The following is a 26,049-nucleotide window of genomic DNA, read 5'->3' on the forward strand; positions in this document are numbered from 1 at the left end:
GCCAGCCGCACCGGGAGATCGCGCCGGCCGGTCTTCGGGATCCCACCGAAGCCGTAGAGCAGCGACATGCTCCACAGGCCTGACGCGGGGCGCGCCGACCGGGCCGCCGGGGCCGGGGCCCGCCCGGTCCCGGCGGGGGCGGGCGGAAGCGATTGGCGGAACACCCCCCTGAGTGCGCTAATGTATGTCCCGCAGCGAGCGCCGAAGACCCGGAGGGATCCGGGAGGACGGCAGAAGATCGATCCCCCATAGCTCAATTGGCAGAGCAGCCGACTGTTAATCGGCAGGTTATTGGTTCGAGTCCAATTGGGGGAGCCAGGACGGTCCCTCCGGATCGTCCCGCTGTGCAGTCCCCCATAGCTCAATTGGCAGAGCAGCCGACTGTTAATCGGCAGGTTATTGGTTCGAGTCCAATTGGGGGAGCTTCGCCTCTCCGGAGACGATCGGTACAGAGCGACGGCCCCTCGGCAGACCGGGGGGCTTTCGTGTTCCCCCGCCCGGTTCGCGCGCCCGGCGCCCGCGGTCAGGCGGTGGCCCGCCGGTAGAGGTCGTCGACCCGCTGGTCGAAGGCGACGCTGTAGGACACCGCGTCGGTGTCCCCGCCCTCCTGGTAGCCGCCGATCACGCCGACCAGCTGCCCGTTCCCGGTGAGCCAGGGGCTGCCGCTGGTGCCGACGGTGTAGCCGGAGCACTCGAACCGGCTCTGGGTCGGGCTCTGCGAGGTGGTCCGGTTGGAGCAGGTGACCGGGGCGCCGCGCTCGTTCGGGTAGCCGGTGACCGAGACCGGCAGGTCGAAGCCGAGGCCGGTGACCAGCCGGTTGGCGCCGAGCAGGTCCTGGATCTCCTGCCCCTGGACGGACTGCACGGTGAGGAAGGCCACGTCGTAGTCGGGGTCCTCGCTGTCGGTCCAGTGCTGGTCGACCGTGACGGAGGCCACTGGCCACACCCCGTACGGGGCGATGCCGTCGCGGAAGCCGGGGGCGAAGACCAGGTCGTCGAAGCGGCCGCGCTCGGTGCTGTGGACGCAGTGCGCGGCGGTGACCAGCAGATTGCGGTGCGGGCTGGCGACCACGCTGGCGGTGCACATCCGCGGGCCGTTCAGCTCGGCCAGGAAGAGCGCGCCGATCCGGTCGTCGGCGGCGTCGGCGGGCGCCGGACGGGCGGTCAGCCGGGAGCCCCAGCGCTGCGAGCCGCCGTCGTCGAGCAGGCCGCACGCGGTCGCGGCCAGGGCCAGCAGCAGTACGGCCGGCCGCAGGGCCCGCCGTACCCGTCCAGTCCGGTCCATCCTGCTCCCCGTGCTCCCGCTCCCCGTTGGTACGTCCCGCGCGGCCCGCTCCGCGAGGGGCCCGGATCCAAGATCTACCAGCCCGGCCCGCGGGTCCGCCAGGTGGGTGGTGGAACGGGCTCAGGGGGGCGTACCCGGTTGCGCCCCCGGCGCGCACCGCAGGTGATCGACCGGCTATGCTGCCGGGGACGGCCCTGAGGGGCCGTCTGCTGCTGGAACGGCCGGCCTGCCGGTGCGCCAGCTGGTCGAATCGGGGGCGGTAGCTCAGCCGGTTAGAGCAGGGGACTCATAATCCCTTGGTCGTGGGTTCGAGTCCCACCCGCCCCACTCGACGCACCGGTCTGTGCCTGCGAGAACTCTAGGGCAGGCGCCGGTGCCGGACCGGCACCGACACACCGGGGTCCTCGGCCCGGTGGGGCGCTCCGCCCGCGAAGGCCCCGTCGAGGGCTTCGTATGCTGACCCGGTGCTCACTCCCGCGGCGTTGCCCACCCCGCTGACCCCGGTCGCCGACCCGCTGTTCGCCGCCGCCGGGGTGGAGCTCCTGCTGAAGCGGGACGATCTGGCGCACCCGACGGTGCCCGGCAACAAGTGGCGCAAGCTGGCGCCCAATCTGCGGCCCGCGCTGCTGGCCGGCGACCGGGGGCTGCTGACGTACGGCGGGGCGTACTCCACGCACGTGCGGGCGGTGGCGGCGGCCGCGCGGGGGCTGGGGCTGGCGAGCGTCGGGGTGATCCGTGGCGAGGAGCTGGCGGCGGCGCCGCGCAACTGGTCGCTGCGGGCGGCGGAGGCGGCGGGGATGGTGCTGGAGTTCGTCCCGCGCTCGGTGTACCGGGAGCTGGTGGTGCGGGGAGGCGAGCCCAGGGAGGGGTACCTGGTGCTGCCCGAGGGCGGGTCGAACGCGCTCGCGGTGCGCGGCGCCGCCGTGGTCGCCGGGGAACTCGCCGGGCAGATACCCGGCCTGGGGGAGCGGGACCTGGTGTGCTGCCCGGTCGGCACCGGCGGGACGCTGGCCGGCATCGCGGCCGGGCTGCCGCCGGGGGCGCGGGCGCTCGGGGTGGCGGTGCTGCGCGGCGAGGGCTACCTGGAGGGGGAGGTGACGCGGCTGCACCGGGCCGCGTACGGGCGGGAGTTCGGCAACTGGCGGATCCACCACGGGCACCACGGCGGCGGCTACGGCCGGGTGCCCGCCGAGCTGGAGGCCTTCGCCGCCGGGTTCGGGCGCCGGCACGGGGTGCCGGTCGAGCGGCGGTACGTGGCGAAGGCGCTGAAGGCCGTCCACGACCTGGCGGCGGCCCGGGAGTTGGCCGCCGGCACCCGGGTCACCGTGGTCGTCACGGGGCTCCCCGATCCCCTGACCGACCTCAGCCGAAGCTGAGGTCGGCGCAGAGGTCGCTGTCGGCCGGGCGGGTGTTCTCGGTGATCCCGGTCGGGATGCCGGTGGGCAGCGCGGTCGGTGTGCCGGCCGCCGTGCCGTCGGCGTCGGGCCCGGTGGTACGGGTGGCGGCGTAGTCCCGGCCGAGGGTCACGGTCAGGCCGTCGGCGGCCGGGTCGGGCTGCACCTCGGCGCCGGGGAACAGCTGTGCGAGCCGGTCGGCGGCGGCCTGCTGGCCCTGGGCGTACCCGATCAGGGTGGTGCGACGGAAGGCCGTGTCCGGGCCGACGGTGACCTGGAGGTAGCCCTTGGTTCTCAGGTCCGCCGCGGCCTGGCCGCCGAGCCCGCCGGCCCGGGAGGCGTTGTGCACCGTGAGCGGGACGTCCCCCGCGGCCGGCGCGGTGGCCGTCGGGGACGGCAACTGCGGGGCCGACGGCGAGGCGGTGGCCGACGGGTCGGCGGCCGACTGGCCGGTCAGGGTGCGGTCCTGGCGCAGCAGCGCCCACAGGGCGTCCACGTCGGGGTGGACCAGGGCGACCCGCTCGCCCTGGTAGCGCCAGGGGACGGTGACGAAGGAGATGTCGGCGAGGTCGATGCCCTGCAGCGACTGGGCGAAGTCGGCGAGCTTGACGGCCGAGCCGAGCTCCGGGTCGACGGTGAGCGACTTGGTCGCCGCGTCGGCGAGCGGGAGCAGGGTGGTCGGGTTGAAGCCCTGGCTGCGGATCTTCTTGATCAGCGAGGACATGAAGGCCTGCTGCCGCTTCACCCGGCCGATGTCCGAGCCGTCGCCGAAGCCGTGCCGCGCGCGGACGTAGTCGAGCGCCTGCTGCCCGGAGACGGTCTGCCGGCCCTTGGCCAGGTGTATGCCGTAGGAGTTGACGTCGTTGGGCACGCAGACGTCGACTCCGTGCACCGCCTCGGTCATCGCCGCGAAGCCCTTGAAGTCGACCACGATGGTGTGGTCGACCCGCAGGCCGGTCAGCGCCTCGACGGTGTTCTGGGTGCAGGCCGGGTTGCCCTGCGGGTACTCGCCGACCGTGAAGGCCGAGTTGAACATCTGGTTGGTCCGCGCCTGCGACCAGCTGCCGCTCGGCAGCCGGCAGGCGGGGACGGTGACCAGGGTGTCGCGGGGTATCGAGACGCCGACGGCGTGCTTGTGGTCCGCGTACACGTGCAGCAGGATCGCGGTGTCGGAGTGGCCGACGCCCTCCTCGCCGCCGCCGAGGTCGCCGTTGCCGTCCTGGCGGGTGTCGGAGCCGAGCAGCAGGATGTTGACCGGGCGTCCGCCCCCGCTCGCGGTCGGGCCGGCCGGCGGCCGGCTGGTGGCGACGCCGTCCGCCGAGAAGGTGCTGATGTTGTGGTCGAGGCGCTGGTAGAACCAGGCCCCGACGCCGGCGGTGGCGACCACCAGGACGGCGGCGGTGGCGCCGAGTCCACGGGCGATCCGGCCCCGGCGGGTCTTGGCGGGCCGGGAGGTGCGGTCGGTCATCGCTCAGCGCTCTCTGCCAGGTGTGGCGGGCGCCACGGGTACACGTACGGTCCAGATCAATAGACGGACCAGCGGCGTGTCCGGTTACACCTCGCAGGGCCGAACTTCGTGCCGGCCCGCACCGGGGCAGGTCAGCCGGTGGCCGCCTCGGCCGAATCGGCCCCCTCCAGCATCCTGCGCAGCAGGTCGCGCAGGTGCCGGCGCTCGTCGTCGTCGAGCGCGGCCAGCGGCTCGCGGGCGAAGTTCAGCGACTCGCGCAGCTCGTCGGTGGCCAGGCCGCCGGCCTCGGTGGCGGCCACCAGCTTGACCCGGCGGTCCAGCGGGTCGGCCTCGCGGGTGACGAAGCCGCGGGACTCCAGGCGGTCCACGATGCCGGTGATGTTGGAAGGTTCGCAGGCCAGGGTCTGGGCGATGTGCCGCATCGGCATCGGGCCGCGCCGCAGCAGGCCGAGCACCTTGGCCTGGGCGCCGGTCAGCGAGCGGGCGGCGGCCGCCTCCTCGTACTCGCGGTGGAAGAGCGCGACCAGGCTCGCCATGAGGTCGACGACCTCGCGGGTGATCGCGTCGGCGGGCGGCTGCTGCTTCTCCATGGACATCAGTCTAGCTGAACATTTGACAACCTGAACCTTTTATCCGCACGATTGCTTTAGCTGGTCAACCTTTCAGGTGGGCCTACGGATCATCGAACGTGCAAGGAGCAGGACATGGCAGAGCAGGCGACGCCCACCACCGGCCGCGAGTGGCAGCTGGCCGCCCGTCCGCAGGGCTGGCCGACCCCGGCGGACTTCGCCCTGGTCGAGGCACCGGTCCGGCAGCCCGGCCCGGGGCAGATCCTGGTCCGCAACGCGTTCCTGTCGGTGGACCCCTACATGCGCGGCCGGATGAACGACGTGAAGTCCTACGTTCCGCCGTTCGGGATCGGCGAGACGATGGACGGCGGCGCGGTCGGGTACGTGGTCGCCTCCCAGGCCGAGGGCTTCCAGGTCGGCGACGCCGTCCTGCACGGCCTGGGCTGGCGCGAGTACGCGACCCTGGACGCGGCGCGCGCGGTCAAGGTCGACCCGGAGCTCGCACCGCTCTCCTACTACCTCGGGGTCCTGGGAATGCCGGGCCTGACCGCTTACGCCGGTCTGCTCGAGGTGGCCTCCTTCCGGGAGGGCGACACCGTCTTCGTCTCCGGCGCGGCCGGCGCCGTCGGTTCGCTGGTCGGCCAGATCGCCCGGCTCAAGGGCGCCGCACGGGTCATCGGCTCGGCGGGCTCCGCCGAGAAGGTGGCCACCCTGGTCGACGGCTACGGCTTCGACGCCGCCTTCGACTACAAGGCGGGACCGGTGGCCGCCCAGCTCGCCGAGGCCGCCCCGGACGGCATCGACGTGTACTTCGACAACGTCGGCGGCGACCACCTGGAGGCCGCGATCGGCGCGCTCAACGTCCACGGCCGGGCCACCCTCTGCGGCGCCATCGCCCAGTACAACGACACCGGCGCGCCGGTCGGACCGCGCAACCTGGCGCTGGCCATCGGCAAGCGCCTGCGGCTGCAGGGCATGCTGGTCGGCGACCACGCCGCGCTCCAGCCGCAGTTCGTCGCCGACATGGCGGGCTGGCTGAAGAGCGGCGAACTGCGCTACGACGAGACCGTGGTGGAGGGCGTGGAGAACGCCGCCGACGCCTTCATCGGCCTGCTGCGCGGTGCCAACACCGGCAAGATGGTCGTCAAGCTCTGACCGTCCACCCCCCGCCGCCCCGCACACCGCCCGGTGTGCGGGGCGGTTCGGGTACGGGCGCTCGGCGCGGGCGCCACCCGGCTTTCCGACGGACCGTCACCCGGCCCGCGCCGTCGGCCGATAGCGTGGCCGCGACCGCCCCGGCCGGCCGATAGGTCCGTTCGGGGGAGAGATCCCGAGCGGGGGTGGACCTCCCCGGGGATCCGACTAACATTGGGTGAAAGCTTGTCCGTTTTGCTCAATTTGATGACCTAATGTCGAATAAGTTGAGCGTCACGGGGGTAGACGGTACCTACCGGCGATGGGCACGAGGCAGCTGGGGAAGGCGACCCTCGTCCACAGCCTGGAGGTCCCGGTGTCGACACGTGGAGTCCTGTACGTCCACTCCGCGCCCCGCGCGCTGTGCCCGCATGTCGAGTGGGCGGTCGCGGGCGTGCTCGGTGTACGCGTCAGCCTCGACTGGATCCGGCAACCCGCCGCGCCCGGTCAGTGGCGGGCCGAACTGTCCTGGCAGGGCGAGCCCGGGACGGCCTCCCGGCTGGCCTCCGCCCTGCGCGGCTGGCAGCTGCTGCGCTACGAGGTCACCAGCGAGCCCTGCGCCACCGCCGAGGGCGAGCGCTACAGCAGCACGCCCAGCCTGGGCATCTTCCACGCCGTCACCGGCCTGCACGGCGACATCCTGATCCCCGAGGACCGGCTGCGCGCCGTCCTGCTGCGCTCCCGCAACGAGGGAGGCGACCTGGAGGCCGACCTCGCCCGGCTGCTCGGCAAGCCCTGGGACGACGAGTTGGAGCCGTTCCGCTACGCCGGCGAGGGCGCCCCGGTGCGCTGGCTGCACCAGGTGGTCTGACCCGGGCCCGGGACCACGCACCGGGGCCCCCGTCCGCGAGGTGATCGCGGGCGGGGGCCCCGGTGCGTTCAGGGTCCGTCGGGCCGTCAGGCCGAGCGGAAGGCCAGCACCACGTTGTGGCCGCCGAAGCCGAACGAGTTGTTGAGCGCCGCGATCCGGCCCTCGGGCAGCTTGCGGGGCTCACCGGTGACGATGTCCGCGTCGATGTCGTCGTCGATCTGGTCGACGTTGATGGTCGGCGGTGCCAGGCGGTGGTGCAGGGCCAGCACGGTCGCGACGGTCTCGATGCCGCCGGCGCCGCCGAGCAGGTGGCCGGTCATGGACTTGGTCGCCGAGATCGCGACGTGGTCCAGGTGCTCGCCGAGCTCCTTGCGCAGCGCCTTCACCTCGGCGGTGTCACCCTGCGGGGTGGAGGTGGCGTGCGCGTTGACGTGCACCACCTCGGCCTTGTCCAGGTCGTTGCGCTCGAACAGGTCGGCGATGGCACGGGCCACACCGGCGCCGGTCGGCTCCGGCTGGGCGATGTGGTGGGCGTCCGAGGACAGGCCCTGGCCGACGGCCTCGCAGTAGATCCGGGCGCCGCGGGCGGCGGCGTGCTCCGCCGACTCCAGCACGACCACGCCGGCGCCCTCGCCGAGCACGAAGCCGTCCCGGCCCTTGTCGTACGGGCGGGAGGCGTGCTCGGGGTCGTCGTTGTTCTTGGACATCGCCATCATGTTGGAGAAGGCGACGATCGGCAGCGGGTGGATCGCGGCCTCGGTGCCGCCGGCCACCACGACGTCGGCGCGGCCGCTGCGGATCATCTCGATCGCGTAGCCGATCGCCTCGGCGCCGGAGGCGCAGGCGGAGACGGGGGTGTGCACGCCGGCCCGGGCGCCGACCTCCAGACCGACGTTGGCGGCCGGGGAGTTGGGCATCAGCATCGGCACGGTGTGCGGGGAGACCTTGCGTACGCCCTGCTGCTTGAGCACGTCGTACTGGTCGAGCAGGGTGGTGACGCCGCCGATGCCGGAGGCGATCACGGCGCCCAGGCGCTCGGGGGCGAGCTTGGAGGACAGATCGGTGGCCGGGGTCTCGTACCCGGCGTCGGCCCAGGCCTCGCGGGCGGCGATCAGCGCGAACTGCGCCGAGCGGTCCAGCTTGCGGGCCAGCGGGCGGGGCAGGATCTCGCCCGGCTCCACGGCGGTGCGCGCGGCGATCCGGACCGGCAGGTCGGCGGCCCACTCCTCGGTCAGTGCGGCGACCCCGGAACGGCCGGCGAGCAGGCCCTCCCAGAACGAGGCGGCGTCGCCGCCCAGCGGCGTGAAGGCGCCGATACCCGTGACGACCACGGTGCGGTTTTCAGCGGTCACTGGTTTCTTCTTCTCTCACGTTGTTCAGGGGAGGGGCGGGCCGAGCGGGAGGGGAGGGGTGGCCGGGGTGCGGTTGGGCACCCCGGCCGTTCAGCCGGTGATCAGCTGTTGGCGATGATGAAGTCCACCGCGTCGCCGACGGTCTTGAGGTTCTTGACCTCGTCGTCCGGGATCTTCGCGCCGAAGCGCTCCTCGGCAGCCACGACGACCTCGACCATGGACAGCGAGTCGACGTCCAGGTCGTCGGTGAAGGACTTGTCGAGCTCGACGTCCTCGGCCGGGATGCCGGCGATCTCGTTGACGATCTCGGCGAGACCGGCCAGAACCTCGTCCTTGGTAGCCATAGTGGCTGCTCCTCTTCGGTGTTGAAAGCGAACGGTCCGGCGGACCGTCGCAGGTTTTCCTCGACGGCGGGGATGCCCTCGGTGGCTTGGATGCCTAGGGGAGAGTAACGACTGCGGCCGCGTAGACCAGACCCGCCCCGAACCCGATGATCAGTGCCAGGTCGCCGCTCTTCGCCGCACCGCTCTCCAGCATGCGCTCCATCGCCAGCGGGATGGAGGCGGCGGAGGTGTTGCCGGTCTCGACGATGTCGCGGGCCACCGGCACCGACTCGGGAAGCTTGAGTGCCTTGATCATCGTGTCGGTGATCCGCATGTTGGCCTGGTGCGGGATGAACGCGCCGAGCTGGTCGGCGGTGATCCCGGCGGCGTCCAGCGCCTGCTGCGCGACCTTCGCCATCTCCCAGACCGCCCAGCGGAACACGGTCTGACCCTCCATTCGCAGGGCCGGCCACTTGACCTCGTCGCCGGCGCCGTTGACGGCGTCCTCCTTGGCGAACGCGGTGTCCCAGGCCTGGGTCTGCGAGATGACGTCGCGCTGCGAACCGTCCGAACCCCAGATCACCTTGCCGATGCCGGGGACCTCGGACGGGCCGACGATGGCCGCGCCCGCGCCGTCACCGAAGATGAAGGCGGTGGAGCGGTCCGAGGTGTCGGTCAGGTCGCTGAGCCGCTCGACGCCGATCACCAGCACGTACTCGGCGCTGCCGCCGCGCACCATGCCGTCGGCCAGGCCCAGGCCGTAGCCGAAGCCGGCGCAGGCGGCCGAGATGTCGAACGCCGGTGCGGTGCCGCAGCCGAGCCGCTCGGCGATCTCGGTGGCGATGGCGGGGGTCTGCTTCAGGTGCGAGACGGTCGCCACGATGACGCCGCCGATCTGCTCGGGGGCGATCCCGGCCTGGGCGATCGCCTTGCCGGCCGCCTGCACCGACATCTCGGCGACGGTCTCCTCGGGACCGGCCCAGCGGCGCTCGGCGATGCCGCTGCGCGAGCGGATCCACTCGTCCGAGGACTCGATCCAGTTGAGCACCTCGGCGTTGGGGATCACCCGGACCGGGCGGTAGCCGCCCACACCGTGGATCCGGGAGAACTGGGCGCCGGTGGCGGGCCTGATCTGCGGGTTGGTCATGCGTCGTTCTCCTGACCGCCGTGGACCGCGACGAGCTCACGGGCCTTGTCGAGGTCGGCGGGGCTCTTCAGGGCCAGCGTCGCGACACCCTTGACGTTGCGCTTGACCAGGTTGGTGAGGGTGCCGGCCGGCGACAGCTCGATCACGGCGGTCGCACCCAGCTGCTGGATGGTCTCCATGCACAGGTCCCAGCGGACCGGGTTGGAGACCTGCGCGACCAGGCGGGAGAGCACCTCGGCACCGGTGGCGACGGCCTCACCGTCCCGGTTGGAGACGTAGGTGACCAGCGGGTCCGCGGTGCTCAGGGTCGGCGCCAGCTTCTCCAGGCGCTCCACCCCGGGGGCCATGTGCTCGGTGTGGAAGGCGCCCGCGACCTTCAGCGGGATCAGCCGGGCGCCGGCCGGCGGGTCGGCCTTCAGCGCCGCCAGCTGGTCCAGCGTGCCGGCGGCCACCAGCTGGCCGCCGCCGTTGTTGTTGGCCGCGGTCACGCCGTACTCGGCGAACTTCGCGGCCACCGCCTCGGGGTCCCCGCCGAGCACGGCGGTCATCCCGGTCGCGGTCCGCGCGGCGGCGTCGGCCATCCCCAGGCTGCGCTCACGGACGAAGACCAGCGCGTCCTCGGCGCTCAGCACCCCGGCCAGCGCGGCCGCGGTGATCTCGCCGACGCTGTGGCCGGCCACCGCGCCGACCAGCTCGCGCGGCACCGGGCCGGCCGGGAACAGCTCGCCGGCGGTCAGCAGCCCGGCCGCGACCAGCAGCGGCTGGGCGACGGCGGTGTCCTTGATCTCCTCTTCGGAGGCCTCGGTGCCGTAGCGGACCAGGTCGAGGCCGGCCACGGTCGACCACTGCCGCAGCCGGTCGGCGGCGCCGTCCAGTTCAAGCCAGGGGTTGAGGAAGCCGGGAGTCTGGGCACCCTGTCCAGGGGCGACGATTACGAGCACGGTTCAACCCTCTCTCGCCGGACGCCCGGGGGCGGGTAGGCGACGGTAACGAAGAAAAGCACGTCGGCTTGTGGAGTCTCCACAGTGCCTCAGCCCTGCTCGGCCACCGAGCCCAGGCGTCCGAGCGCAAGGGCGATGCGCAGGGTGAAGGCCGAACGTACGTCGGACGGAGCATAGCCGGTGACGTCCGTCACACGACGCAGCCGGTAGCGCACGGTATTTGGGTGAACGAAGAGCATCCGGGCGGCCCCTTCGAGTGAGGACGCCTGCTCCAGGTAGACACTCAGCGTCTCCAGCAGTGCCGACCCGGCCTCCTCCAGCGGTGTGTAGATCTCCTCCACCAACTGCTGCCGGGCCACCTCGTCGCCCGCCAACGCCCGTTCCGGCAGCAGGTCGTCGGCCAGCACCGGGCGCGGCGCGTCCGGCCAGGCCGCGCAGGCCCGCAGACCGGCGGCGGCCGCGTGCGCCGAGCGGGTCGCCGACAGCAGGTCGCCCACGGTCGGGCCGACCACGACCGGGCCGGGGGCGAACTGGCCGATCAGCGCCCGGGCCGCGTGCACCGGCTCCTTGTCACCGCCGACCACCACCACCAGCCGCCGGCCGAGCACCCCGGTCAGCACGTGCAGCTTGGCGTACCGGGCGGCCCGCCGGATCGCCTCCACCACCAGTTCGCTGTCCCCGTCCGGTGCGCTGCCCATCACCACCCTGACCTGCTTGGGCTGGCCCCAGCCGAGCGCCGCCGCCCGCGACAGCACGCCCTCGTCGGCGTCGCCGGACAGCAGCGAGTTGACCACCAGTGCCTCCAGCCGGGCGTCCCAGGCACCGCGCGCCTCGGCGGCCTGGGCGTACACCTGGGCGGTGGCGAAGGCGATCTCGCGGGCGTACACCAGCACCGACTCGCGCATCCCGGCCTCGTCGCCCGGGGCGGCCACCTCCTCGATGGCCTCCTCCATCACCTCGATCGTGGTGCGGATCAGCTCGACCGTCTGGCGCAGGGTGATGGCCCGGGTCAGCTCGCGCGGCGCGGTGCCGAAGACGTCCGTGGAGATCGCCTGCGGGGCCTCCGGGTGCCGGTACCACTCGGTGAAGGCCGCGATGCCGGCCTGGGCCACCAGGCCGATCCAGGACCGGTGCTCCGGCGGCATCCGCCGGTACCAGGCCAGCTGGTCGTCCATCCGCGCGATGGCGGCGGTGGCGAGCTTCCCGGCGGACTTCTCCAACCGCTTGAGGGTCGCCACCCGCAGCTCGGCGCGCTCGGCGGCGAGCTTGCGCTCCTGCGCCGTCAGCCGGCCGGTCCGGCCGGTGGCGGGCGGCTTGGCCGCGGCTGGACGGGCGGGCGCCGCCTTCTTGGCGGCGGACTTCTTGTCGGGACTCGCTGAAGCGGCTGGCACAGGAACAAGACTGCCTCACCCGGGGACATGCTGGTGCACACCCCCACCGGAACCACCGGGTGGGCCAGGTCACACCCGTTACGGTAGGCACCGTGACCGACACCCGAGAGCGCCCCCGCGCCGACCTGCGCCGGGCCCCCGAGCGCTACCTCTCCACCCCGGCGGCGGGCATCGAGACCCGGCACGCCTTCTCCTTCTCCGGGCACTACGACCCGAAGAACACCCACTTCGGCGCGCTGCTCGCCTGCAACGAGGAGACCCTCGCCCCCGGCGCCGGGTACGAGGAGCACCTGCACCGCGACACCGAGCTGCTGACCTGGGTGGTCTCCGGTGCGCTCGCCCACCGGGACGGCGACGGCCACGCCGGCGTGGTCCGCCCCGGCATGCTCCAGCACCTCAGCGCCGGGCGCGGCGTCCGGCACACCGAGCGCAACGTCGGCGGCGCCGACACGCCGGTCCGCTTCGTCCAGCTCTGGCTCCAGCCGGACGAGTTCGCCGCCGACCCGGCGTACGGGCTGCGCCGGGTCGACCCGGACCCCGGCGGACTGACCCTGCTCGCCTCGGGCCTGGCCCGGGACGCCGGGACCGCGGCCCTGCGGCTGCGCCGCAGCGACGCCGCGCTGCACCTGGTCACGGCCGGCCCGTGGCAGCCGCTTCCCGATCTGCCGCAGGCGCCGTACCGGTACGCGCACCTGACGGTGGGTTCGGTCGGCTACCGCACGGTGCCGGGCCCGCAGGGCGGCGGCCGCTCGCTGGAGCCCGGCGACAGCGTCCGGATCACCGGACCGGCCTTCGCCGACCCGGTGGCCGGTCCGGACGGTGCCCAACTGCTGCTGCTGGAGATGCACTCCGGGCTCGTGCTGGGGTGAGCGCGGCCGGCGCGGCCGGGGCTCAGCCGTTCAGCTCGGCCAGCACGGCGTCGGTGAACCGCGGCCACACCTCGGCGGCCCACGGCCCGAAGTCGCGGTCGGTGAGGGCGACGCAGGCCGCCCCGGCGGCCGGGTCGACCCACAGGAAGGTGCCGGACTGGCCGAAGTGGCCGAAGGTCCCGGCCGAGCTGGCGGTGCCGGTCCAGTGCGGGGCCTTGTCGCCGCGGATCTCGAAGCCCAGACCCCAGTCGTTGGGCCGGCGGTGGCCGAAGCCGGGGAGCACCCCGCTGGTGCCGGGGAACGCGACCTCGCGGGTGGCGGTGTGCACGGTGCCCGGGTCGAGCAGCCGGGGGGCCTGCAACTCGGCGGCGAACAGCGCCAGATCGGCCACCGTGGACAGGCCGCCCGCGCCGGCCGGCGAGCGGTGCGCGGTGTTGATCAGGGAGGAGTGCATCCCCAGCGGCTCGAACACGGCCTCGGCGACGTACTTCCCGAACTCGATCCCGGCGGCCTGCTGAAGGGTCTGCGCCAGCACGTCGAAACCCGCGTTGGAGTACAGCCGCCGGTTCCCGGGCGCGGCCATCACCCGGTGCTCGTCGAAGGCCAGCCCAGAGGTGTGGGCCAGCAGGTGCCGGACGGTCGAACCCTCCGGGCCGGCCGGGTCGTCCAGCTCGAAGACCCCCTCCTCGACCGCGACCAGCACGGCGTACGAGGTGAGCAGCTTGGTCACCGACGCCAGCGGGAACAGCTGCTGCTGCGGGCCGTGCCCGCCCAGCACCGCGCCGTCGGCGCTCCGTACCACCGCCGCCGCAGCGTTCGGCACCGGCCAGTCCTCGATCATCCGCAAGCTCTGCATGGCCGGAACTCTAGCGATCGGGGCGGCCGCCACGCGTGCGAGGCTTGCTTGGAGTGCACTCCAACTCGCTAGTTTCGTAGTCGTCGCCGATCACCGGGGGTCACACCATGGCAACGCTCGCACCGATCGAGGCCGACCTGCTCAGTTGCGAGGAGGCCTACCACCGGCAGGCGGACCTGCCCGCGGACCGGACCCCGCGGCACGCCATCGGCGAGGTCGCCGCCGCCAGCGGCCTGACCGCGCACACGCTGCGCTGGTACGAGCGGATCGGTCTGCTCGACCCCGTCGACCGCTCCTACTCGGGGCAGCGCCGCTACAGCGACGCCGACCTGACCCGGCTGGCCTTCCTGGGCAGGCTGCGGCTGACCGGCATGCCGGTCGCCGACATGCTCCGCTACGTGGAACTGGTCCGCCTCGGCGCCGACACCTACGACCGGCGGCGGGACCTGCTGCTCGCGCACCGCGAAGAGGTCCGGCGCAAGCTCGCCGACCTGCACGCGACCCTCGCCGTCCTCGACTACAAGATCGACCTGTACTCACGTCTCCCCGACGCCGGGGAGCAGAAGGAGAGCGCATGACCCTCCCCACCACCGCGCTCGGCACCGGCGGCCCGGTCGTCGGCAGCCAGGGCCTGGGCTGCATGGGCATGAGCGAGTTCTACGGTCCGACCGACACCGCCGAGGCACTCGCCACCCTGGACGCCGCGCTCGCGGCCGGCGTCACCCTCTTCGACACCGCCGACGTCTACGGGTCCGGCCACAACGAGGAGCTGATCGGCCCGTTCGTGCGGGCCAACCGGGACCGGGTGGTGCTGGCCACCAAGTTCGCGATCGAGCGCCGCGCCGACGACCCCTCCTACCGCGGGGTGCGCAACGACCCGGCGTACGTCCGGGCCGCCGTCGACGCCTCGCTGCGGCGGCTGGGCGTCGAGGTGATCGACCTCTACTACATGCACCGCCGCGACCCGCGGGTGCCGCTGGCCGAGTCGGTCGGCGCGATGGCGGAGCTGGTGCAGGCGGGCAAGGTCCGCCACCTCGGGCTGTCCGAGGTGACCGGGGACGAGCTGCGCGCGGCGCACGCGGTCCACCCGATCGCCGCGCTGCAGTCCGAGTGGTCGGTGTTCTCCCGGGACGTCGAGCGGACCGCGGTGCCCGCCGCGGCCGAGCTGGGGGTCGCGTTCGTGCCGTACTCGCCGCTCGGGCGGGGCTTCCTGACCGGCGCGTTCACCGCCGCCGAGCAGCTCGCCGCGGACGACTACCGGCGCAGCCACCCGCAGTTCAGCGGGGAGAACGCGGCCCGCAACGCCGCGCTGGTGGCGCCGATCCAGAAGGTCGCCGCCGAGCGCGGCGTCACCGCCGCACAGGTCGCGCTGGCCTGGGTGCACCAGCGGGCCGAGGTGCACGGGCTGACCGTGGTCCCGATCCCCGGCACCCGCAAGCGCACCCGGCTGGCCGAGAACACCGCGGCCGCCACGCTGCGGCTGACGGCCGCGGAGCTGGCGGCGCTGGAGCCGGTCGCCGGGCAGGTGACCGGGGACCGCTACGCCGACATGACGTTCACCTCGGCCGGCCGGGAGTGACCGGCCGCGAGTGACCGGGGACGAGTGACCGGGCGCTCGCAGCCGCCCGCGAGCCGCCGCCCGCGAGCCGCCGCTCGTGGGCCGCGGCCGGTGCGGCCGCGGTCCACGGACCGGTGGCTCAGACGGCCCGGCCCAGCCAGGCGGCCAGCCGGGTGGTGGCGTCGGCGCCTTCGGGCGCGGGCCGGACCGGGCCGAACGGCAGGTCGCCGCCGCGCGGTTCGGCCGGCAGGACCTGCTCGGCGACGGCGAGCGCGCCGAGCGCCAGCTCCTCGTCGAGCACCGTCGAGGCGTCGACGACCCGGGCGATGTCCCAGGTGTGGGTGACCGCCTCCATCACGTACCCGGCGAGCGCGAACCGGCCCGGGATCCGGCCCCACGGCACCTCGGCGGGCCGGTCCAGGGTCCCGTCCGCGGCCCAGGCCGCCTGCGCCCGGGCCTTGGCCCGCTCCAGGGCGGGGCCCCAGCCGTCGTCCTCGATCTCGCCGGCCGCGGCGGCGACGTCCAGGCTGCGGCCGCCCTCGCCGACGTACGCGATCCGGTGGATGCCGCCCAGGGTGTGGCTCAGCAGCGCCCGCAGGTCGTACTCCTCGCAGGGGGTGGGCCGGTCCAGCAGGTCGGGCGTCACCAGGGCGACCACCTTGCCGAGCTGGTCCAGGGCGCGCAGGTAGTCGGGGCGGGGGTCGTAGGCGGTGTCCGTCATGGGGTGCTCCTCGTGATGCGTCGTGCGGTTCGGGCTACGACGGACACTCTCCCGGGTATACCTGACACCCTGTGTCAGGTTTTAGGGTGGGTTTTTGTGAAGGCCGACCGACTGCTCTCGATCCTGCTGCTGCTCCAGACCCGGAGCCTGGTGCCCGCCGCCGAACTGGCCGAGCGGCTGGAGGTGTCGGTCCGCACGATCTACCGGGACGTCGAGGCGCTGTCGGCGGCCGGGGTGCCGGTCTGGGCCGAACGTGGCCGGGCCGGCGGGATCAGCCTGCTCCCCGGCTACCGCACCGACGTCACCGGGCTGACCGCCGACGAGGCGCGGGCGCTGTTCGTGCTGGCCGCGGCCGGGACCCACGACGCGCTGGGCCTCGGCGAGGCGATCTCCACCGCGCTGCGCAAGGTGATGGCGGCGCTGCCCGCACCGCACCGCCCGGCGGCCGAGCGGACCAGCGAACGGATCCTGGTCGACCCCGAGCGCTGGCTGCGGGTCGGCCCCGCGCCGGTCGAACTCGGCGAACTGCAGCGGGCGGTCTTCGCCGATCTGCGGCTGGAGCTGTCCTACCGGCACAGCGGCGCGGCCGCCCCGAGCGGGTACGCCGTCGACCCGTACGGGCTGGTGAGCAAGGCCGGCGTCTGGTACCTGGTGGCGGACCTCGACGGTGACCCGCGACTCTTCCGGGCCGACCGGGTGCGGGCGGCCCGGGTCCTCGACGAACCGGTCCGGCGGCGGCCGGGGCTCGGCCTGCCGGAGGTCTGGGCGGTGCTGCGCGAGCGGATCGAGGAGCAGCCGGCCGACGTCCTCGTGCTGGTCCGGGTGCGGCGGCACCGGCTGGACATGTTCACCCGGATCCACGCCGGGCTGCTGGCCTCACCGCCGTTCGGCGACGACCCCGGGTGGGCCGAGGTGCGGCTCGGCCTGCGGTCGGTGGAGGCGGCCAGGGCGGTGCTGGCGTTCGGGGCGGACGTCGAGGTGATCGACCCGCCGGAGGCCAGGGCGCAGCTGGCCGGGGCCGCCGCCGACGTGGTCGCGCTGTACGCGGGGGACCGGCCGGCCGGCTGATCAGGCGACGGTCGGCGGGTGGCTCACGGTGTCGTAGCGGCCGAGCGCGATGGCGCCGAAGTTGTGCAGGCTGGCGGTGCCCGGCGCGAAGTAGCCGTTGTGGCCGGCCGCGCCGGTCGAGGAGACCTCGGTGGCGCCGAAGCCGGAGCTGGTCGGGTCGGCGCCGTGGCCGAGGCCGCCGACCTCCAGGTACGGGACGTTGCCGATCCAGTCGGTGCGGTTGCGGGTGGCCCAGACCGCCACGCCGGGGCCGAGCTCGCCGGCCGACTCCACGCCCATGCCCGGGCTGCCGAAGACCACCATGTCGGTCCTGCGGGCGGCGTCGATGCCGGGCGCGGCCGTGCCGCAGACCACCGAGCCGTACGAGTGGCAGAACAGCGCGGGCGGGACGTCCGGGTGGCTGGTCGCCCGCAGGCCGTCCAGCAGGCGCAGCAGGCGGGGCGCGGCGACGTCGGCGAGCCGGGCGGTGACCGCGTCCGGGCCGAGGCCGGACGGGGTGACGTAGCCGGTCCAGGCGATCACCGCGGTCCGGGTGCCGGGGGCCTGGTGCTGCTCCTCGGCGAGCAGCGCGCGGGCCATCCCGGCGGGGGAGCGCAGCGGCTCGGAGGACTGGTCGTGGTGGCCGAGGTCGGCGTCCGAGCCGGGGACCAGCACCGACACCCGCTGGGCGGTGGCCAGGTCGCCGAAGACCTCGCTGACCAGGCCGCGGCCGCGCGGGTCGAAGGCGAGGATCTGCCGGCCGTCGGCGAGCAGGTGGTCGGAGTCGTTGGCGCGGGATACGGCCAGTGCCCGGGTGTCGGGGTCCAGCCGGTGGTCGGCGCCGCGGGCCCGGGCGCGGTCCCGCTCGGCCGTGATCGCGAGCCGGTTGGCGTGGTAGCGCAGCGGCAGCGGGGCGCCGTCCAGGTTGCCGACGACCAGCGGGTAGGCGGCGGCCAGGCGCTCGGTCTCGGCGGGGCTCAGCGAGGCGAAGAAGGCGGCGACCGAGGCGGCGGTGGCGGTGGCCGGGTCGGGCAGCTCGCGGCCGAGCGAGTGGTCCGAGACCCAGGCGGTGCTGCCGGCCGGCGGGGTGGCGATGGCGACCTGCTCGTTGGCGGCGGCGGCCTGGGCGGCGGCGGCGCCGGCGTCCACCAGGACCACGCAGCCCGCGAAGGCGCCTATCAGGATGCGCTTGACCCTGCGCTGCATGGCGTTCACTCCTCGGGCCGGTGAGCGTCACAGCGGGCCGGGCCCGATGGTGCTACGACTGCCAACTACACGTCAGCCAGCGTAGAGGCAGGGCGCAGCCGAGGGCGGCCTTCAAACTGTGTTCTGGCTCACATTCGCCCGTGTGAGTGGCGTTACCTGACCGGATCCGACCGGTTCACCGCTCGTTCGCCCGCTGCTCGTCGACCAGTGCGTGCAGCCGCTTCGGTGCGACGCTGCGCCAGGCCTCGGTGAGCAGCTCGCCCAGCTCGCCGGCGTCGACCCGGGCGAGCTGCACCAGCACCCAGCCGTGCCGCCCCACGTACGGCGCGAACGCGTACGTGTCGGGGTCGGCCGCAAGCAGCTCCGCCTGGTCCTCCTTGGAGGCCTTGACGCAGACCCGGCCGGAGTCCGGGCTCCCCATCGCGAAGATCTTCTTGCCGACCCGCAGCGTCACCTGGTCCCAGGTGGGCTGCGCGTGCGCCTCCGGCAGGTCCAGCGCCAGCGCCTCGAACTGATCGAACGTCACCATCCCGCCAGCGTACGGCCGGGCACCGACAGCCCGGCGCACCTCACACCACCCCCAGCGCGTACACCGTGAACGCCGCCGCCCCCGCCCCCACGGCCGCCCGCCACAGCCGGGACGGCCACGGCCCGTCGAACCGGCGGGCCGGGCCCGCGAGCGCCGCCAGCACCAGCCCGAACACCGGCAGCCACGCCAGCCGGGCCAGCACCCACCCGAGCGAGGACGGCTCGGTGGTCAGACCGGGCACCGCGCCCGCCCGCGACAGCGGCAGCGCCACCGCGAACATCGCCGTCTGGTGCCAGCAGAAGATCGTCATCGCGGACAGGTTCACCGCGACCACCGGCAGCCACAGCGCCGGCCGCCGCAGCAGCCGGGCGATCCGCTCGCGCAGCAGCACCGCCGCGCCGCACTGCACCGCCGCCAGGGCCAGCACCAGCAGCGACGGCGGATGCGAGTTGGTCCGCGCCGCCCCCGGCACACCGACCATGCTGGCCGGGTAGTGGAACACCACCAGCAGCAGCGCGAACAGCACCGCCCCGCCCGCCAGCAGCACCGCCCCGCCCGCCCGGCGCAGCCGCCCCTGGGCCCACGACACCCCGAGCTGGTAGCCGAACAGCCAGCCCGGCAGCAGGTTCACCAACGCCAGCCAGGACGGCACCGCCTGGGCCCACGGCCCGTACCGCAGCAGGTCGACGACGGCGACCACGGCGAGCAGCGGGGCCGCCGCCCAGGCACCGAGCCGCCGGCCGGCCGCCAGGCAGTACGGGGTCAGCGCGGTCAGCACCAGATAGATCCCGATGTACCAGAGCGGCTGCACCACCAGGACCGAACCGGCGCGCACCGTCCCCTCGGGCACACCCGCCGTCCGCAGCACCGGGATCAGCACCGCCCACACGGCGGCCACCCCGAGCACCGGCCGCAGCAGCCGCACCGCCCGCCCGCGCAGCCAGCCGCCCAGGCCGCTGCCGCGCTCCCGGGCCCGCTCCAGCGACTTCGCCGCCGAGTACCCGCCCACCAGGAAGAACAGCCCGAGCAGCTGCAGCCCCCAGCTGAACGGCGCCAGGAAGCCCAGCGAGGACAGCGGGCTGGCGTTGTGCAGCACCCCGTCCCCGGCCGCCACGGAGAAGCCGCCGAGCAGCCAGTGCCCGGTCGGTACGGCCAGCAGGGCGAGCGCCCGCAGCCCGTCCAGTGCCCGGTCCCGGCTCGCGGGGGTGCGGGCGTCGGTCAGGGCCGCGGCCCTGCGCAGGGGAGCGCCGAGGCGCAGCAGGTCAGCGCGCATCGTGGCACCCCGGATCCCGGTCGGCGCAGCGGACGCCGGCGGTGTCGCCGAGCGCGAGGGCCGCGAAGTTGGCGAGCGAGGCGGTACCGGGCGCGAAGTAGCCGCTGTGGCCGTGCGAACCCGCTGAGGAGACCACCCGGGCGCCGAACCCGGTGCCGGTCGGGTCGGCGCCGTGGCCCAGGCCCAGCACCGACACGTGCGGGACCCGGCCGATCCAGTCCGCGTCGTTCCGCTCGGCGGCCCACACCGGCACCCGCAGGTCGGCCGCCCGGGCCGTCTCCATCCCGGGGGAGCCGAACACCACCAGGCCCGCGGCCTGCCGCGGACCGAGGTCCGCCCGGCCGCACACCACCGAGCCGTAGCTGTGGCAGAACACCGTCGCCGCGCCGGTCCGCGCGGCCAGTCCGTCGAGGAACCGCCCCAGCCGGGCGCCGCCCGCCACCGCGAGATCGGCGGTGGCCGCGTCCATCCCCACCCCGACCGGGGTGGTGTACCCCGCCCAGGCGATCACCGGGACCTGCCCGCCGGTCGCCGCCCGCAGCGCCCGGGCCATCCCGGCCGGCCCGGCGTACGGGTCGCCGTCCCGGTCGTACTCCGTCAGGTCGACGTCCGAACCCGGAACCACCACCGCCGGCCGGCTCCCCGGCGACAGCTCGCCGAACACCTCGACCACCTGACCGCGGCCGCGCGGGTCGAAGGCCAGGATCTGACGGCCGGCCAGTGCGGCGTACCGCTGCGCCCGGGCCAGGGCCTGCGCCCGCCCGGCGGCGCTCAGCGTGCCGTCCTCGGCGGCGGCCTGCTCGCGGCGCCGCTCCTCCTCCAGCGCCAGCGCGTTGGCCCGGTACCGGACCTCGACCGGCACCCCGTCGAGGTTGCCCGTCACCAGCGGGTGCCGGACGGCCAGCGCGTCCCGCTGCGCGGGCGTCAGCCCGGCGAAGAACGCGGCCACCTCGGCGGGCGCGGCACCCACCGGATCCGGCAGCCGGACCCCCAGCACGGTGTCCGCCCGCCAGGCCGCACTCCCCGGCGGCGGCCCCGTCACCGCCACCTGGCTGCCGGCCGCGGCCGACGCCCCCACCCCCACCGCCACCGTCGCGGCCACCACCGCGGCCACCAGGGTCCGCCTGAATCGCAGCAGCATCGCTGCCCTCCCTCTCGTCCGTGAACGAGAGGAAGCTAGGAGGACGACACCTCACGGAACGTCAGCCCACGGAGCCAACTCCCCCCTCCCACCGCAGTACTAGGGGGCACCCCGGGGGCCGCCCTGCGCCCACGGGCACCCCCGCCCTCGGGGGCTCCGGGCGGCTTCGGTCCGGCCGGTTCCAGGGGTGCCCCCGCCCGCCCCTACTGCCCCGGTGTGACCAGCCCCGACTCGTACGCCAGCACCACCGCCTGCGCCCGGTCCCGCAGCCCGAGCTTCCCCAGCACCCGCCCGATGTGCGTCTTGACGGTCTGTTCGGCGACCACCAGACGGGCCGCGATCTCCTGGTTGGACAGGCCCCGGGCGATGAGCTCCAGCACCTCGGTCTCCCGGGGGGTGAGCCCGTTGAGCCGCAGTGCCGGGTCCCGCCGCGGGGCCGGCCGGGTCCGCGCGAAGTCCTCGATCAGCCGCCGGGTGACGGACGGTGCGAGCAGCGCCTCGCCGGCCGCCACCACCCGGACCGCGGCGATCAGGTCGGCGGGCGGGGCGTCCTTGAGCAGGAATCCGCTGGCCCCCGCGCGCAGTGCCTCGTAGACGTAGTCGTCCACGTCGAAGGTGGTGAGCATCAGCACCTTGGGCCGGTGCACCACCCCGGGCGGCGGGTCGAGCAGGCGCCGGGCCGCCTCCAGGCCGTCCATCTCGGGCATCCGGACGTCCATCAGCACCACGTCGGGGTGGGTCCGGCCGCTGACCTCCAGGGCCTGCCGGCCGTCGGCGGCGTCGCCGACCACGTCGATGTCGCTCTGCGCGTTCAGCAGCGCGGCGAAGCCGGCCCTGACCATCGCCTGGTCGTCGACGATGAGTACGCGGATGGTCATGGAGTGCTCTCCCCCGGGGCGGTGACTGGCAGGACGGCGGCCACCCGGAAGCCGCCTTCCGGGAGCGCGCCGGTGTCCAGCCTCCCATCGAGCAGCCGCACGCGTTCGCGCATCCCGACCAGGCCGTGCCCGGTGCCCTCGGCCGCCTCCACGGCAGCACCGCCCCCGCCCCCGCCCCCGCCCACGACCCCGTCCGCCGCCGCGTTGACGACGGTGATCCGCAGCGCGCCGTCCTCGGCGGCCAGCGAGATCCAGGCCGCGGCGCCGGGCGCGTGCCGGACCACGTTGGCCAGCGCCTCCTGGACGATCCGGTACACCGACAGGTCGACCGCGTCGGGCAGCGGCAGCAGCGCCTCGACCTCGGCGCCGACGGTGAGTTCGGCCGAGACCCCGGCCTGGGCCACCGTCTCGACCAGCCCGCCGAGGTCGCGGACGCCCGGCTGCGGGGTGCGGTCGGGGTCGCCGTGCTGCTCGCTGCGCAGGACGCCGAGCAGCCGCCGCATCTCGCCGAGCGAGCTGCGGGCGGCGGCGGCGATGGTGGCGAACTCCGCGGCGGCCTCGGGGGGCAGCCCGGTGAGCCGGTAGGGGGCGCTGTCCGCCTGCACGGTGATCACCGACATGTGGTGGGCGACCACGTCGTGCAGCTCGCGGGCGATCCGGGTGCGTTCCTCCAGCAGGGTGCGCAGGCCGCGCTCGGCCTCGCTGATCTGCTCCTGTTCGGCGAGTCGCCGGCGGGCCTCGCCGCGTCCGCGCAGGCTCCAGCCGAGGAGCAGCGTCGCGCCGCCGAGCACCACGGCCACCGCGGGCGCGCCGCCGGCCCGCTGCTCGAACGCCGCCGCGGCCCCGACCGTTCCGAACGCGGTGACCAGCCAGACGGCCAGCAGGGCCTGGCCGCTCTCCCGCAGGGCGAGGGCGGCCAGCAGGAACAGGTAGCCGACCAGGGTGGCGGCCGGCCACGGCCAAGGCCCGGCGCCGGCCGGGCTGCCGACCGTGACGGCGGCGGTGGCGGCGGTCGCGGCGGCGATGATCCACCAGGCCGGCAGCGGCCGCCGGACGGCCAGCAGCAGCGGTACCGTCTGGGCGAGCGACAGCACCGCCGCCGGATAGCCGTCCAGCCCGTACGAGCCGGTCAGGACGACGATGTCGATCGGCAGCAGGGTGACGACCAGGATCGCGGCGACGGCGTACGGCAGGGCCCGCAGCCACGGGTTGGGCGCGTCGGCGAGCAGCGGGCGGCGGTCGGGGGAAGGGGAGGCCAGGCTGCGGGGGAGTTCCTGCAGCCGGTCCTGGAGGGTGGGACTCTTCACCCGGCCCGAGCGTAGGGGCCGGGGCGCCGGATGTCGTCGTACCGGGGTGCCGGGCGGGGTGTCATACCGGGGTACTACCCGGCCGCCCGGCCGCCCGCCGGCCCGATGCCGGTGCGCCGCGCCCCGGGCCCAGGGGCCTCAGGACCGCCAGGAGCCGGCCAGCGCCGGGCCGAGCTGGTCGAAGTGGCGTTCGATCAGCTCGATCATGCCGTCCGGCCCGGTGTCGTTGCCGTCGGTGTGGGTGCTCCAGGACAGGTGCGAGATCCGGACCACGGCGCCGAAGACGGCGGCGAGCAGCCGGGGCCGCAGGTCGGTGGCCGGGTCCAGCCCCTCGCGGTCGGCGAGCACCCGGGCGACCACGCCCTCCTGTTCGGTGGCGCGGCGCAGGTGGGCGGCGAGCAGGGTGGGGGTGGTCTCGATCAGCTCGAACAGTTCCAGGGCGGCCGTGACGCTGCCGGCGCCGGTGCGGCGGCCGTCGCCGAGGGTGCGCCAGGCCTCGGTGATCGCCGCGCGCATGGCCTGCAGCGGGTTCTCCTCGGCGGGGCGCTCGCGCAGGCGGGCGATGAAGAAGTCCTCCGCGTCGGCCATGACGGCCAGCGCGACCTCCTCCTTGTTGGCGAAGTAGCGGAAGAAGGTGCGCTGCGAGACGTCGACGGTGGCGGCGATCTCGTCGATGGTGGTGTCGCCGTAGCCGCGGTTGAGGAACAGCGTGTGCGCGGCGTCGACCAGGGCGTCCCTGGTGCGCTGCTTCTTGCGCTCGCGCAGCCCGAGGACCCGGCAGCCGGGGTCGGCCGCGGCCGAGGGTGTCCTGGCGGACACGGTCGCAGGCGCGTTCACGGGCGCGTTCACGGGCGCGTTCGCAGGTGCGTTCGCGGGCGCGGGGTGCGGGGAGCCCATGGTGGGGGCCTTTCGACTGCGGGGGTGGCCGGCAGCTCCACTGTAGCGCTCTGACATATGTCAGCATGAGTCACAAGTCACGGTTTGCCGAATGTCAGTGGCTGACATAATCTTCTCGGGTGGCGCCCGTCAGGCCCGACAGCTCGTGGGGACGGGTGGGCCGGGGCGCCACAGCCCTGCCCTCGTCCCCGGCCCGGTCCCAACCCCAGCCCTCGGAAGGCGTTCTCATGAGCCAGTCCGTCGTCAACACCGGGAAGGCGGACGTACCGCCCCGGCGCGACGTACCCCCGTCGACCCGACGCGGCCTGCAGGGCCACCCGTGGCTGACCCTGCTGACCGTGGCCGTCGGCGTGATGATGGTCGCCCTCGACGGCACCGTGGTGGCCATCGCCAACCCGGCCATCCAGGCCGACCTCGGTGCCTCGCCCGCCGACATCCAGTGGGTCACCAGCGGTTACCTGCTGGCGCTCGCGGTCTTCCTGATCACCGCCGGCAAGATCGGCGACCGGTTCGGCCACAAGTCGACCTTCCTGGTCGGCGCCACCGGCTTCGCCGCCACCTCGGCCGCGATCGGCTTCGCCGGCTCGATCCAGATGGTCATCCTGTTCCGGGTGCTCCAGGGCCTGTTCGGGGCGCTGCTCCAGCCGGCCGCGCTCGGCCTGCTGCGCGGCGCCTTCCCGGCCGAGAAGCTGAACATGGCGATCGGCATCTGGGGCGGCGTGATCGGCGCCTCGACCGCGGCCGGCCCGATCGTCGGCGGCCTGCTGGTCGAGCACGTCAGCTGGGAGTCGGTCTTCTTCATCAACATCCCGGTCGGCCTGATCGCCCTCGCGCTCGGCCTGTGGATCCTGCGCGACGTCCGCAGCGAGAACTCCGCCAAGTCCTTCGACCTGCCCGGCATCGTGCTGCTGTCCGGTGCGATGTTCATGCTGGTCTGGGGCATCATCAAGGCCCCGACCTGGGGCTGGGGCTCGGCCACCACCTGGCTGTTCCTCGGCGGCGCGATCGTCGCGATGGCGGTGTTCGCCTTCTGGCAGACCAAGGCGAAGGAACCGCTGATCCCGCTCGCGCTGTTCCGCTCGGTGTCGCTGTCGGCGGGCACGCTGCTGATGGTGCTGATGGCCTTCGCGTTCTTCGGCGGCGTCTTCTTCGTCACCTTCTACCTGCAGAACGTGCACGGCATGACGCCGGTGCAGGCCGGTGTCCACCTGCTCCCGATGACCGCGATGATGATCGTCGGTGCGCCGCTGGCCGGTGCCGCGATCGGCAAGGTCGGCCCGCGCATCCCGATCGTCGCGGGCATGCTCTTCACCACCGCGGCCATGCTCGGCATGGCGACCCTGGACGTCGACTCCGGCACCGGCGTGATGTCGCTCTGGTTCGTGCTGATGGGCCTCGGCCTGAGCCCCGTCATGGTCGGCGCGACCGAGGTCATCGTCGGCAACGCCCCGCTGGAGCTGGCCGGTGTGGCCGGCGGCCTGCAGCAGGCCGCGATGCAGGTCGGCGGCAGCCTCGGCACCGCCGTCCTGGGCGCCGTGATGGCCTCCAAGGTCACCGAGGTGCTGCCCGGCAACTGGGCGAGGACCGGGGTGCCGATGCCGCAGGGCGCCGACGCCGAGGGTCTGAAGCAGGCCGCCCAGCTCGGCATCGCCCCGCCGGCCCCGGCCGGCACCCCGCAGAACGTGGTGGACGCGATGGCCGGCGCCGTCCACTCCTCCTTCGTCAGCGGCATGTCGGTGGCGTTCGTGGTCGCCGCGGTGGTCGCGGCGGTGGCCGCCGGGCTCGGCCTGCTCACCAAGCGCGGCTTCGGGGGTCTGGCATTGCCCGATTCCGCCGCATGTGCCGTCAGGGCGCAGACCACTGGGGTCGCTGAGGTTGACGGGGTTGTTGTT

General features: G+C 74.2%; 25 protein-coding genes and 3 tRNA genes. 11 read left to right on the forward strand and 17 right to left on the reverse strand.

Annotated features, from left to right (window positions below; genetic code table 11):
* Positions 1 to 242 precede the first annotated feature (242 nt).
* A tRNA-Asn gene (locus tag AB0D08_RS33340) sits at positions 243 to 318 on the forward strand.
* Between the two features lie 32 nt (positions 319 to 350).
* Positions 351 to 423: transfer RNA gene (locus AB0D08_RS33345), tRNA-Asn, on the forward strand.
* 100 nt (positions 424 to 523) lie between these two features.
* Here AB0D08_RS33345 and AB0D08_RS33350 read toward each other — a convergent pair.
* Entirely contained in the window at positions 524 to 1,285 is a 762-nt protein-coding gene (locus AB0D08_RS33350; RefSeq protein WP_033825974.1) for a trypsin-like peptidase domain-containing protein, read from the reverse strand.
* A 253-nt stretch (positions 1,286 to 1,538) separates the two neighbouring features.
* Between AB0D08_RS33350 and AB0D08_RS33355 the strand changes: the two genes are divergently transcribed.
* Both AB0D08_RS33355 and AB0D08_RS33360 read left to right on the forward strand, forming a co-directional pair.
* A tRNA-Ile gene (locus tag AB0D08_RS33355) sits at positions 1,539 to 1,612 on the forward strand.
* A gap of 137 nt (positions 1,613 to 1,749) precedes the next feature.
* Positions 1,750 to 2,661, forward strand: a complete 912-nt coding sequence (locus tag AB0D08_RS33360) for a pyridoxal-phosphate dependent enzyme (protein ID WP_359894000.1) — start codon at positions 1,750 to 1,752, stop codon at positions 2,659 to 2,661.
* On the opposite strand, the gene AB0D08_RS33365 is transcribed toward AB0D08_RS33360, so the two are convergent.
* Both AB0D08_RS33365 and AB0D08_RS33370 read right to left on the reverse strand, forming a co-directional pair.
* On the reverse strand, positions 2,648 to 4,147 hold the full coding sequence (locus AB0D08_RS33365; protein WP_033825976.1) for an LCP family protein: 1,500 nt from the start codon (positions 4,145 to 4,147) through the stop codon (positions 2,648 to 2,650). The two genes, AB0D08_RS33360 and AB0D08_RS33365, sit on opposite strands and share 14 nt — an antisense overlap.
* Before the next feature lie 131 nt (positions 4,148 to 4,278).
* On the reverse strand, positions 4,279 to 4,743 hold the full coding sequence (locus AB0D08_RS33370) for a MarR family transcriptional regulator (RefSeq protein WP_082527266.1): 465 nt from the start codon (positions 4,741 to 4,743) through the stop codon (positions 4,279 to 4,281).
* Between the two features lie 108 nt (positions 4,744 to 4,851).
* On the opposite strand from AB0D08_RS33370, the gene AB0D08_RS33375 reads away from it, so the two are divergent.
* Positions 4,852 to 5,871 (forward strand): NADP-dependent oxidoreductase, encoded by a 1,020-nt coding sequence (locus AB0D08_RS33375; RefSeq protein ID WP_033825978.1) that lies wholly within the window; start codon positions 4,852 to 4,854, stop codon positions 5,869 to 5,871.
* 355 nt (positions 5,872 to 6,226) lie between these two features.
* The gene (locus AB0D08_RS33380; protein ID WP_359894025.1) at positions 6,227 to 6,721 is read left to right on the forward strand and encodes a DUF3145 domain-containing protein; all 495 of its coding nucleotides are present in this window, start codon (positions 6,227 to 6,229) and stop codon (positions 6,719 to 6,721) included.
* 86 nt (positions 6,722 to 6,807) lie between these two features.
* Here the strand turns inward: AB0D08_RS33380 and fabF are convergent, their stop codons facing one another.
* The 5 genes from fabF to AB0D08_RS33405 all read right to left on the reverse strand — a co-directional run bounded on the left by fabF (position 6,808) and on the right by AB0D08_RS33405 (position 11,770).
* Entirely contained in the window at positions 6,808 to 8,073 is a 1,266-nt protein-coding gene (gene fabF, locus AB0D08_RS33385) for a beta-ketoacyl-ACP synthase II (protein ID WP_033825979.1), read from the reverse strand.
* A gap of 101 nt (positions 8,074 to 8,174) precedes the next feature.
* The gene (locus AB0D08_RS33390) at positions 8,175 to 8,417 is read right to left on the reverse strand and encodes an acyl carrier protein (RefSeq protein ID WP_033825980.1); all 243 of its coding nucleotides are present in this window, start codon (positions 8,415 to 8,417) and stop codon (positions 8,175 to 8,177) included.
* A gap of 94 nt (positions 8,418 to 8,511) precedes the next feature.
* Positions 8,512 to 9,543 carry a beta-ketoacyl-ACP synthase III gene (locus tag AB0D08_RS33395; protein WP_033825981.1) on the reverse strand — a complete coding sequence of 344 codons (1,032 nt, stop codon included), beginning with the start codon at positions 9,541 to 9,543 and terminating at the stop codon, positions 8,512 to 8,514.
* The gene (locus AB0D08_RS33400; protein ID WP_033825982.1) at positions 9,540 to 10,484 is read right to left on the reverse strand and encodes an ACP S-malonyltransferase; all 945 of its coding nucleotides are present in this window, start codon (positions 10,482 to 10,484) and stop codon (positions 9,540 to 9,542) included. The genes AB0D08_RS33395 and AB0D08_RS33400 overlap by 4 nt, the downstream gene beginning before the upstream one ends.
* Positions 10,485 to 10,573: 89 nt before the next feature.
* Positions 10,574 to 11,770, reverse strand: a complete 1,197-nt coding sequence (locus AB0D08_RS33405; protein WP_082527268.1) for a helix-turn-helix domain-containing protein — start codon at positions 11,768 to 11,770, stop codon at positions 10,574 to 10,576.
* A gap of 197 nt (positions 11,771 to 11,967) precedes the next feature.
* Between AB0D08_RS33405 and AB0D08_RS33410 the strand changes: the two genes are divergently transcribed.
* Positions 11,968 to 12,744 carry a pirin family protein gene (locus AB0D08_RS33410; RefSeq protein WP_359894004.1) on the forward strand — a complete coding sequence of 259 codons (777 nt, stop codon included), beginning with the start codon at positions 11,968 to 11,970 and terminating at the stop codon, positions 12,742 to 12,744.
* Between the two features lie 22 nt (positions 12,745 to 12,766).
* Here the strand turns inward: AB0D08_RS33410 and AB0D08_RS33415 are convergent, their stop codons facing one another.
* The gene (locus tag AB0D08_RS33415; protein ID WP_033825984.1) at positions 12,767 to 13,600 is read right to left on the reverse strand and encodes a serine hydrolase domain-containing protein; all 834 of its coding nucleotides are present in this window, start codon (positions 13,598 to 13,600) and stop codon (positions 12,767 to 12,769) included.
* Positions 13,601 to 13,707: 107 nt separating this feature from the next.
* On the opposite strand from AB0D08_RS33415, the gene AB0D08_RS33420 reads away from it, so the two are divergent.
* Entirely contained in the window at positions 13,708 to 14,178 is a 471-nt protein-coding gene (locus AB0D08_RS33420; protein ID WP_082527267.1) for a MerR family transcriptional regulator, read from the forward strand.
* Complete coding sequence (locus AB0D08_RS33425) at positions 14,175 to 15,179, forward strand: aldo/keto reductase (RefSeq protein ID WP_359894007.1); 1,005 nt, start codon at positions 14,175 to 14,177, stop codon at positions 15,177 to 15,179. The genes AB0D08_RS33420 and AB0D08_RS33425 overlap by 4 nt, the downstream gene beginning before the upstream one ends.
* Positions 15,180 to 15,297: 118 nt before the next feature.
* Here AB0D08_RS33425 and AB0D08_RS33430 read toward each other — a convergent pair whose 3' ends face one another.
* Positions 15,298 to 15,879 (reverse strand): TIGR03086 family metal-binding protein, encoded by a 582-nt coding sequence (locus tag AB0D08_RS33430; protein WP_359894009.1) that lies wholly within the window; start codon positions 15,877 to 15,879, stop codon positions 15,298 to 15,300.
* A gap of 96 nt (positions 15,880 to 15,975) precedes the next feature.
* Between AB0D08_RS33430 and AB0D08_RS33435 the strand changes: the two genes are divergently transcribed.
* Positions 15,976 to 16,947: a WYL domain-containing protein gene (locus AB0D08_RS33435; RefSeq protein ID WP_359894011.1), complete on the forward strand. Its 972-nt coding sequence runs from the start codon at positions 15,976 to 15,978 to the stop codon at positions 16,945 to 16,947.
* Here AB0D08_RS33435 and AB0D08_RS33440 read toward each other — a convergent pair whose 3' ends face one another.
* The 7 genes from AB0D08_RS33440 to AB0D08_RS33470 all read right to left on the reverse strand — a co-directional run bounded on the left by AB0D08_RS33440 (position 16,948) and on the right by AB0D08_RS33470 (position 24,109).
* Entirely contained in the window at positions 16,948 to 18,132 is a 1,185-nt protein-coding gene (locus AB0D08_RS33440) for an alpha/beta hydrolase (protein WP_033825987.1), read from the reverse strand. It abuts the gene before it with no gap.
* Positions 18,133 to 18,307: 175 nt separating this feature from the next.
* Positions 18,308 to 18,661: an MmcQ/YjbR family DNA-binding protein gene (locus AB0D08_RS33445; protein ID WP_359894013.1), complete on the reverse strand. Its 354-nt coding sequence runs from the start codon at positions 18,659 to 18,661 to the stop codon at positions 18,308 to 18,310.
* A 40-nt stretch (positions 18,662 to 18,701) separates the two neighbouring features.
* Positions 18,702 to 19,934, reverse strand: a complete 1,233-nt coding sequence (locus AB0D08_RS33450) for an acyltransferase (protein ID WP_359894015.1) — start codon at positions 19,932 to 19,934, stop codon at positions 18,702 to 18,704.
* The gene (locus tag AB0D08_RS33455) at positions 19,924 to 21,075 is read right to left on the reverse strand and encodes an alpha/beta hydrolase (protein ID WP_359894017.1); all 1,152 of its coding nucleotides are present in this window, start codon (positions 21,073 to 21,075) and stop codon (positions 19,924 to 19,926) included. Before AB0D08_RS33455 ends, AB0D08_RS33450 begins: the two co-directional genes overlap by 11 nt.
* A gap of 203 nt (positions 21,076 to 21,278) precedes the next feature.
* The gene (locus tag AB0D08_RS33460) at positions 21,279 to 21,953 is read right to left on the reverse strand and encodes a response regulator transcription factor (RefSeq protein WP_033824142.1); all 675 of its coding nucleotides are present in this window, start codon (positions 21,951 to 21,953) and stop codon (positions 21,279 to 21,281) included.
* Positions 21,950 to 23,260 (reverse strand): histidine kinase, encoded by a 1,311-nt coding sequence (locus tag AB0D08_RS33465; RefSeq protein ID WP_359894019.1) that lies wholly within the window; start codon positions 23,258 to 23,260, stop codon positions 21,950 to 21,952. The genes AB0D08_RS33460 and AB0D08_RS33465 overlap by 4 nt, the downstream gene beginning before the upstream one ends.
* Positions 23,261 to 23,398: 138 nt before the next feature.
* The gene (locus AB0D08_RS33470) at positions 23,399 to 24,109 is read right to left on the reverse strand and encodes a TetR family transcriptional regulator (protein ID WP_359894021.1); all 711 of its coding nucleotides are present in this window, start codon (positions 24,107 to 24,109) and stop codon (positions 23,399 to 23,401) included.
* 275 nt (positions 24,110 to 24,384) lie between these two features.
* Here AB0D08_RS33470 and AB0D08_RS33475 point away from each other — a divergent pair.
* Positions 24,385 to 26,049: MFS transporter (locus AB0D08_RS33475; RefSeq protein WP_359894023.1), on the forward strand; the 1,665-nt coding region annotated here is incomplete at its 3' end.

Source organism: Kitasatospora sp. NPDC048540 (genome assembly GCF_040651175.1).
GTDB lineage: Bacteria > Actinomycetota > Actinomycetes > Streptomycetales > Streptomycetaceae > Kitasatospora.

Bases quoted from the DNA above. Each gene is read 5' to 3' on its own strand.
- AB0D08_RS33430 (WP_359894009.1), bottom strand. From the start codon at position 15,879: ATGACGGACACCGCCTACGACCCCCGCCCCGACTACCTGCGCGCCCTG.
- AB0D08_RS33375 (WP_033825978.1), top strand. From the start codon at position 4,852: ATGGCAGAGCAGGCGACGCCCACCACCGGCCGCGAGTGGCAGCTGGCC.
- AB0D08_RS33460 (WP_033824142.1), bottom strand. From the start codon at position 21,953: ATGACCATCCGCGTACTCATCGTCGACGACCAGGCGATGGTCAGGGCC.
- AB0D08_RS33455 (WP_359894017.1), bottom strand. From the start codon at position 21,075: ATGCTGCTGCGATTCAGGCGGACCCTGGTGGCCGCGGTGGTGGCCGCG.
- AB0D08_RS33350 (WP_033825974.1), bottom strand. From the start codon at position 1,285: ATGGACCGGACTGGACGGGTACGGCGGGCCCTGCGGCCGGCCGTACTG.
- AB0D08_RS33440 (WP_033825987.1), bottom strand. From the start codon at position 18,132: ATGCAGCGCAGGGTCAAGCGCATCCTGATAGGCGCCTTCGCGGGCTGC.
- AB0D08_RS33450 (WP_359894015.1), bottom strand. From the start codon at position 19,934: ATGCGCGCTGACCTGCTGCGCCTCGGCGCTCCCCTGCGCAGGGCCGCG.
- AB0D08_RS33365 (WP_033825976.1), bottom strand. From the start codon at position 4,147: ATGACCGACCGCACCTCCCGGCCCGCCAAGACCCGCCGGGGCCGGATC.
- AB0D08_RS33390 (WP_033825980.1), bottom strand. From the start codon at position 8,417: ATGGCTACCAAGGACGAGGTTCTGGCCGGTCTCGCCGAGATCGTCAAC.
- AB0D08_RS33415 (WP_033825984.1), bottom strand. From the start codon at position 13,600: ATGCAGAGCTTGCGGATGATCGAGGACTGGCCGGTGCCGAACGCTGCG.
- AB0D08_RS33420 (WP_082527267.1), top strand. From the start codon at position 13,708: ATGGCAACGCTCGCACCGATCGAGGCCGACCTGCTCAGTTGCGAGGAG.
- AB0D08_RS33395 (WP_033825981.1), bottom strand. From the start codon at position 9,543: ATGACCAACCCGCAGATCAGGCCCGCCACCGGCGCCCAGTTCTCCCGG.
- AB0D08_RS33425 (WP_359894007.1), top strand. From the start codon at position 14,175: ATGACCCTCCCCACCACCGCGCTCGGCACCGGCGGCCCGGTCGTCGGC.
- AB0D08_RS33445 (WP_359894013.1), bottom strand. From the start codon at position 18,661: ATGGTGACGTTCGATCAGTTCGAGGCGCTGGCGCTGGACCTGCCGGAG.
- AB0D08_RS33370 (WP_082527266.1), bottom strand. From the start codon at position 4,743: ATGTCCATGGAGAAGCAGCAGCCGCCCGCCGACGCGATCACCCGCGAG.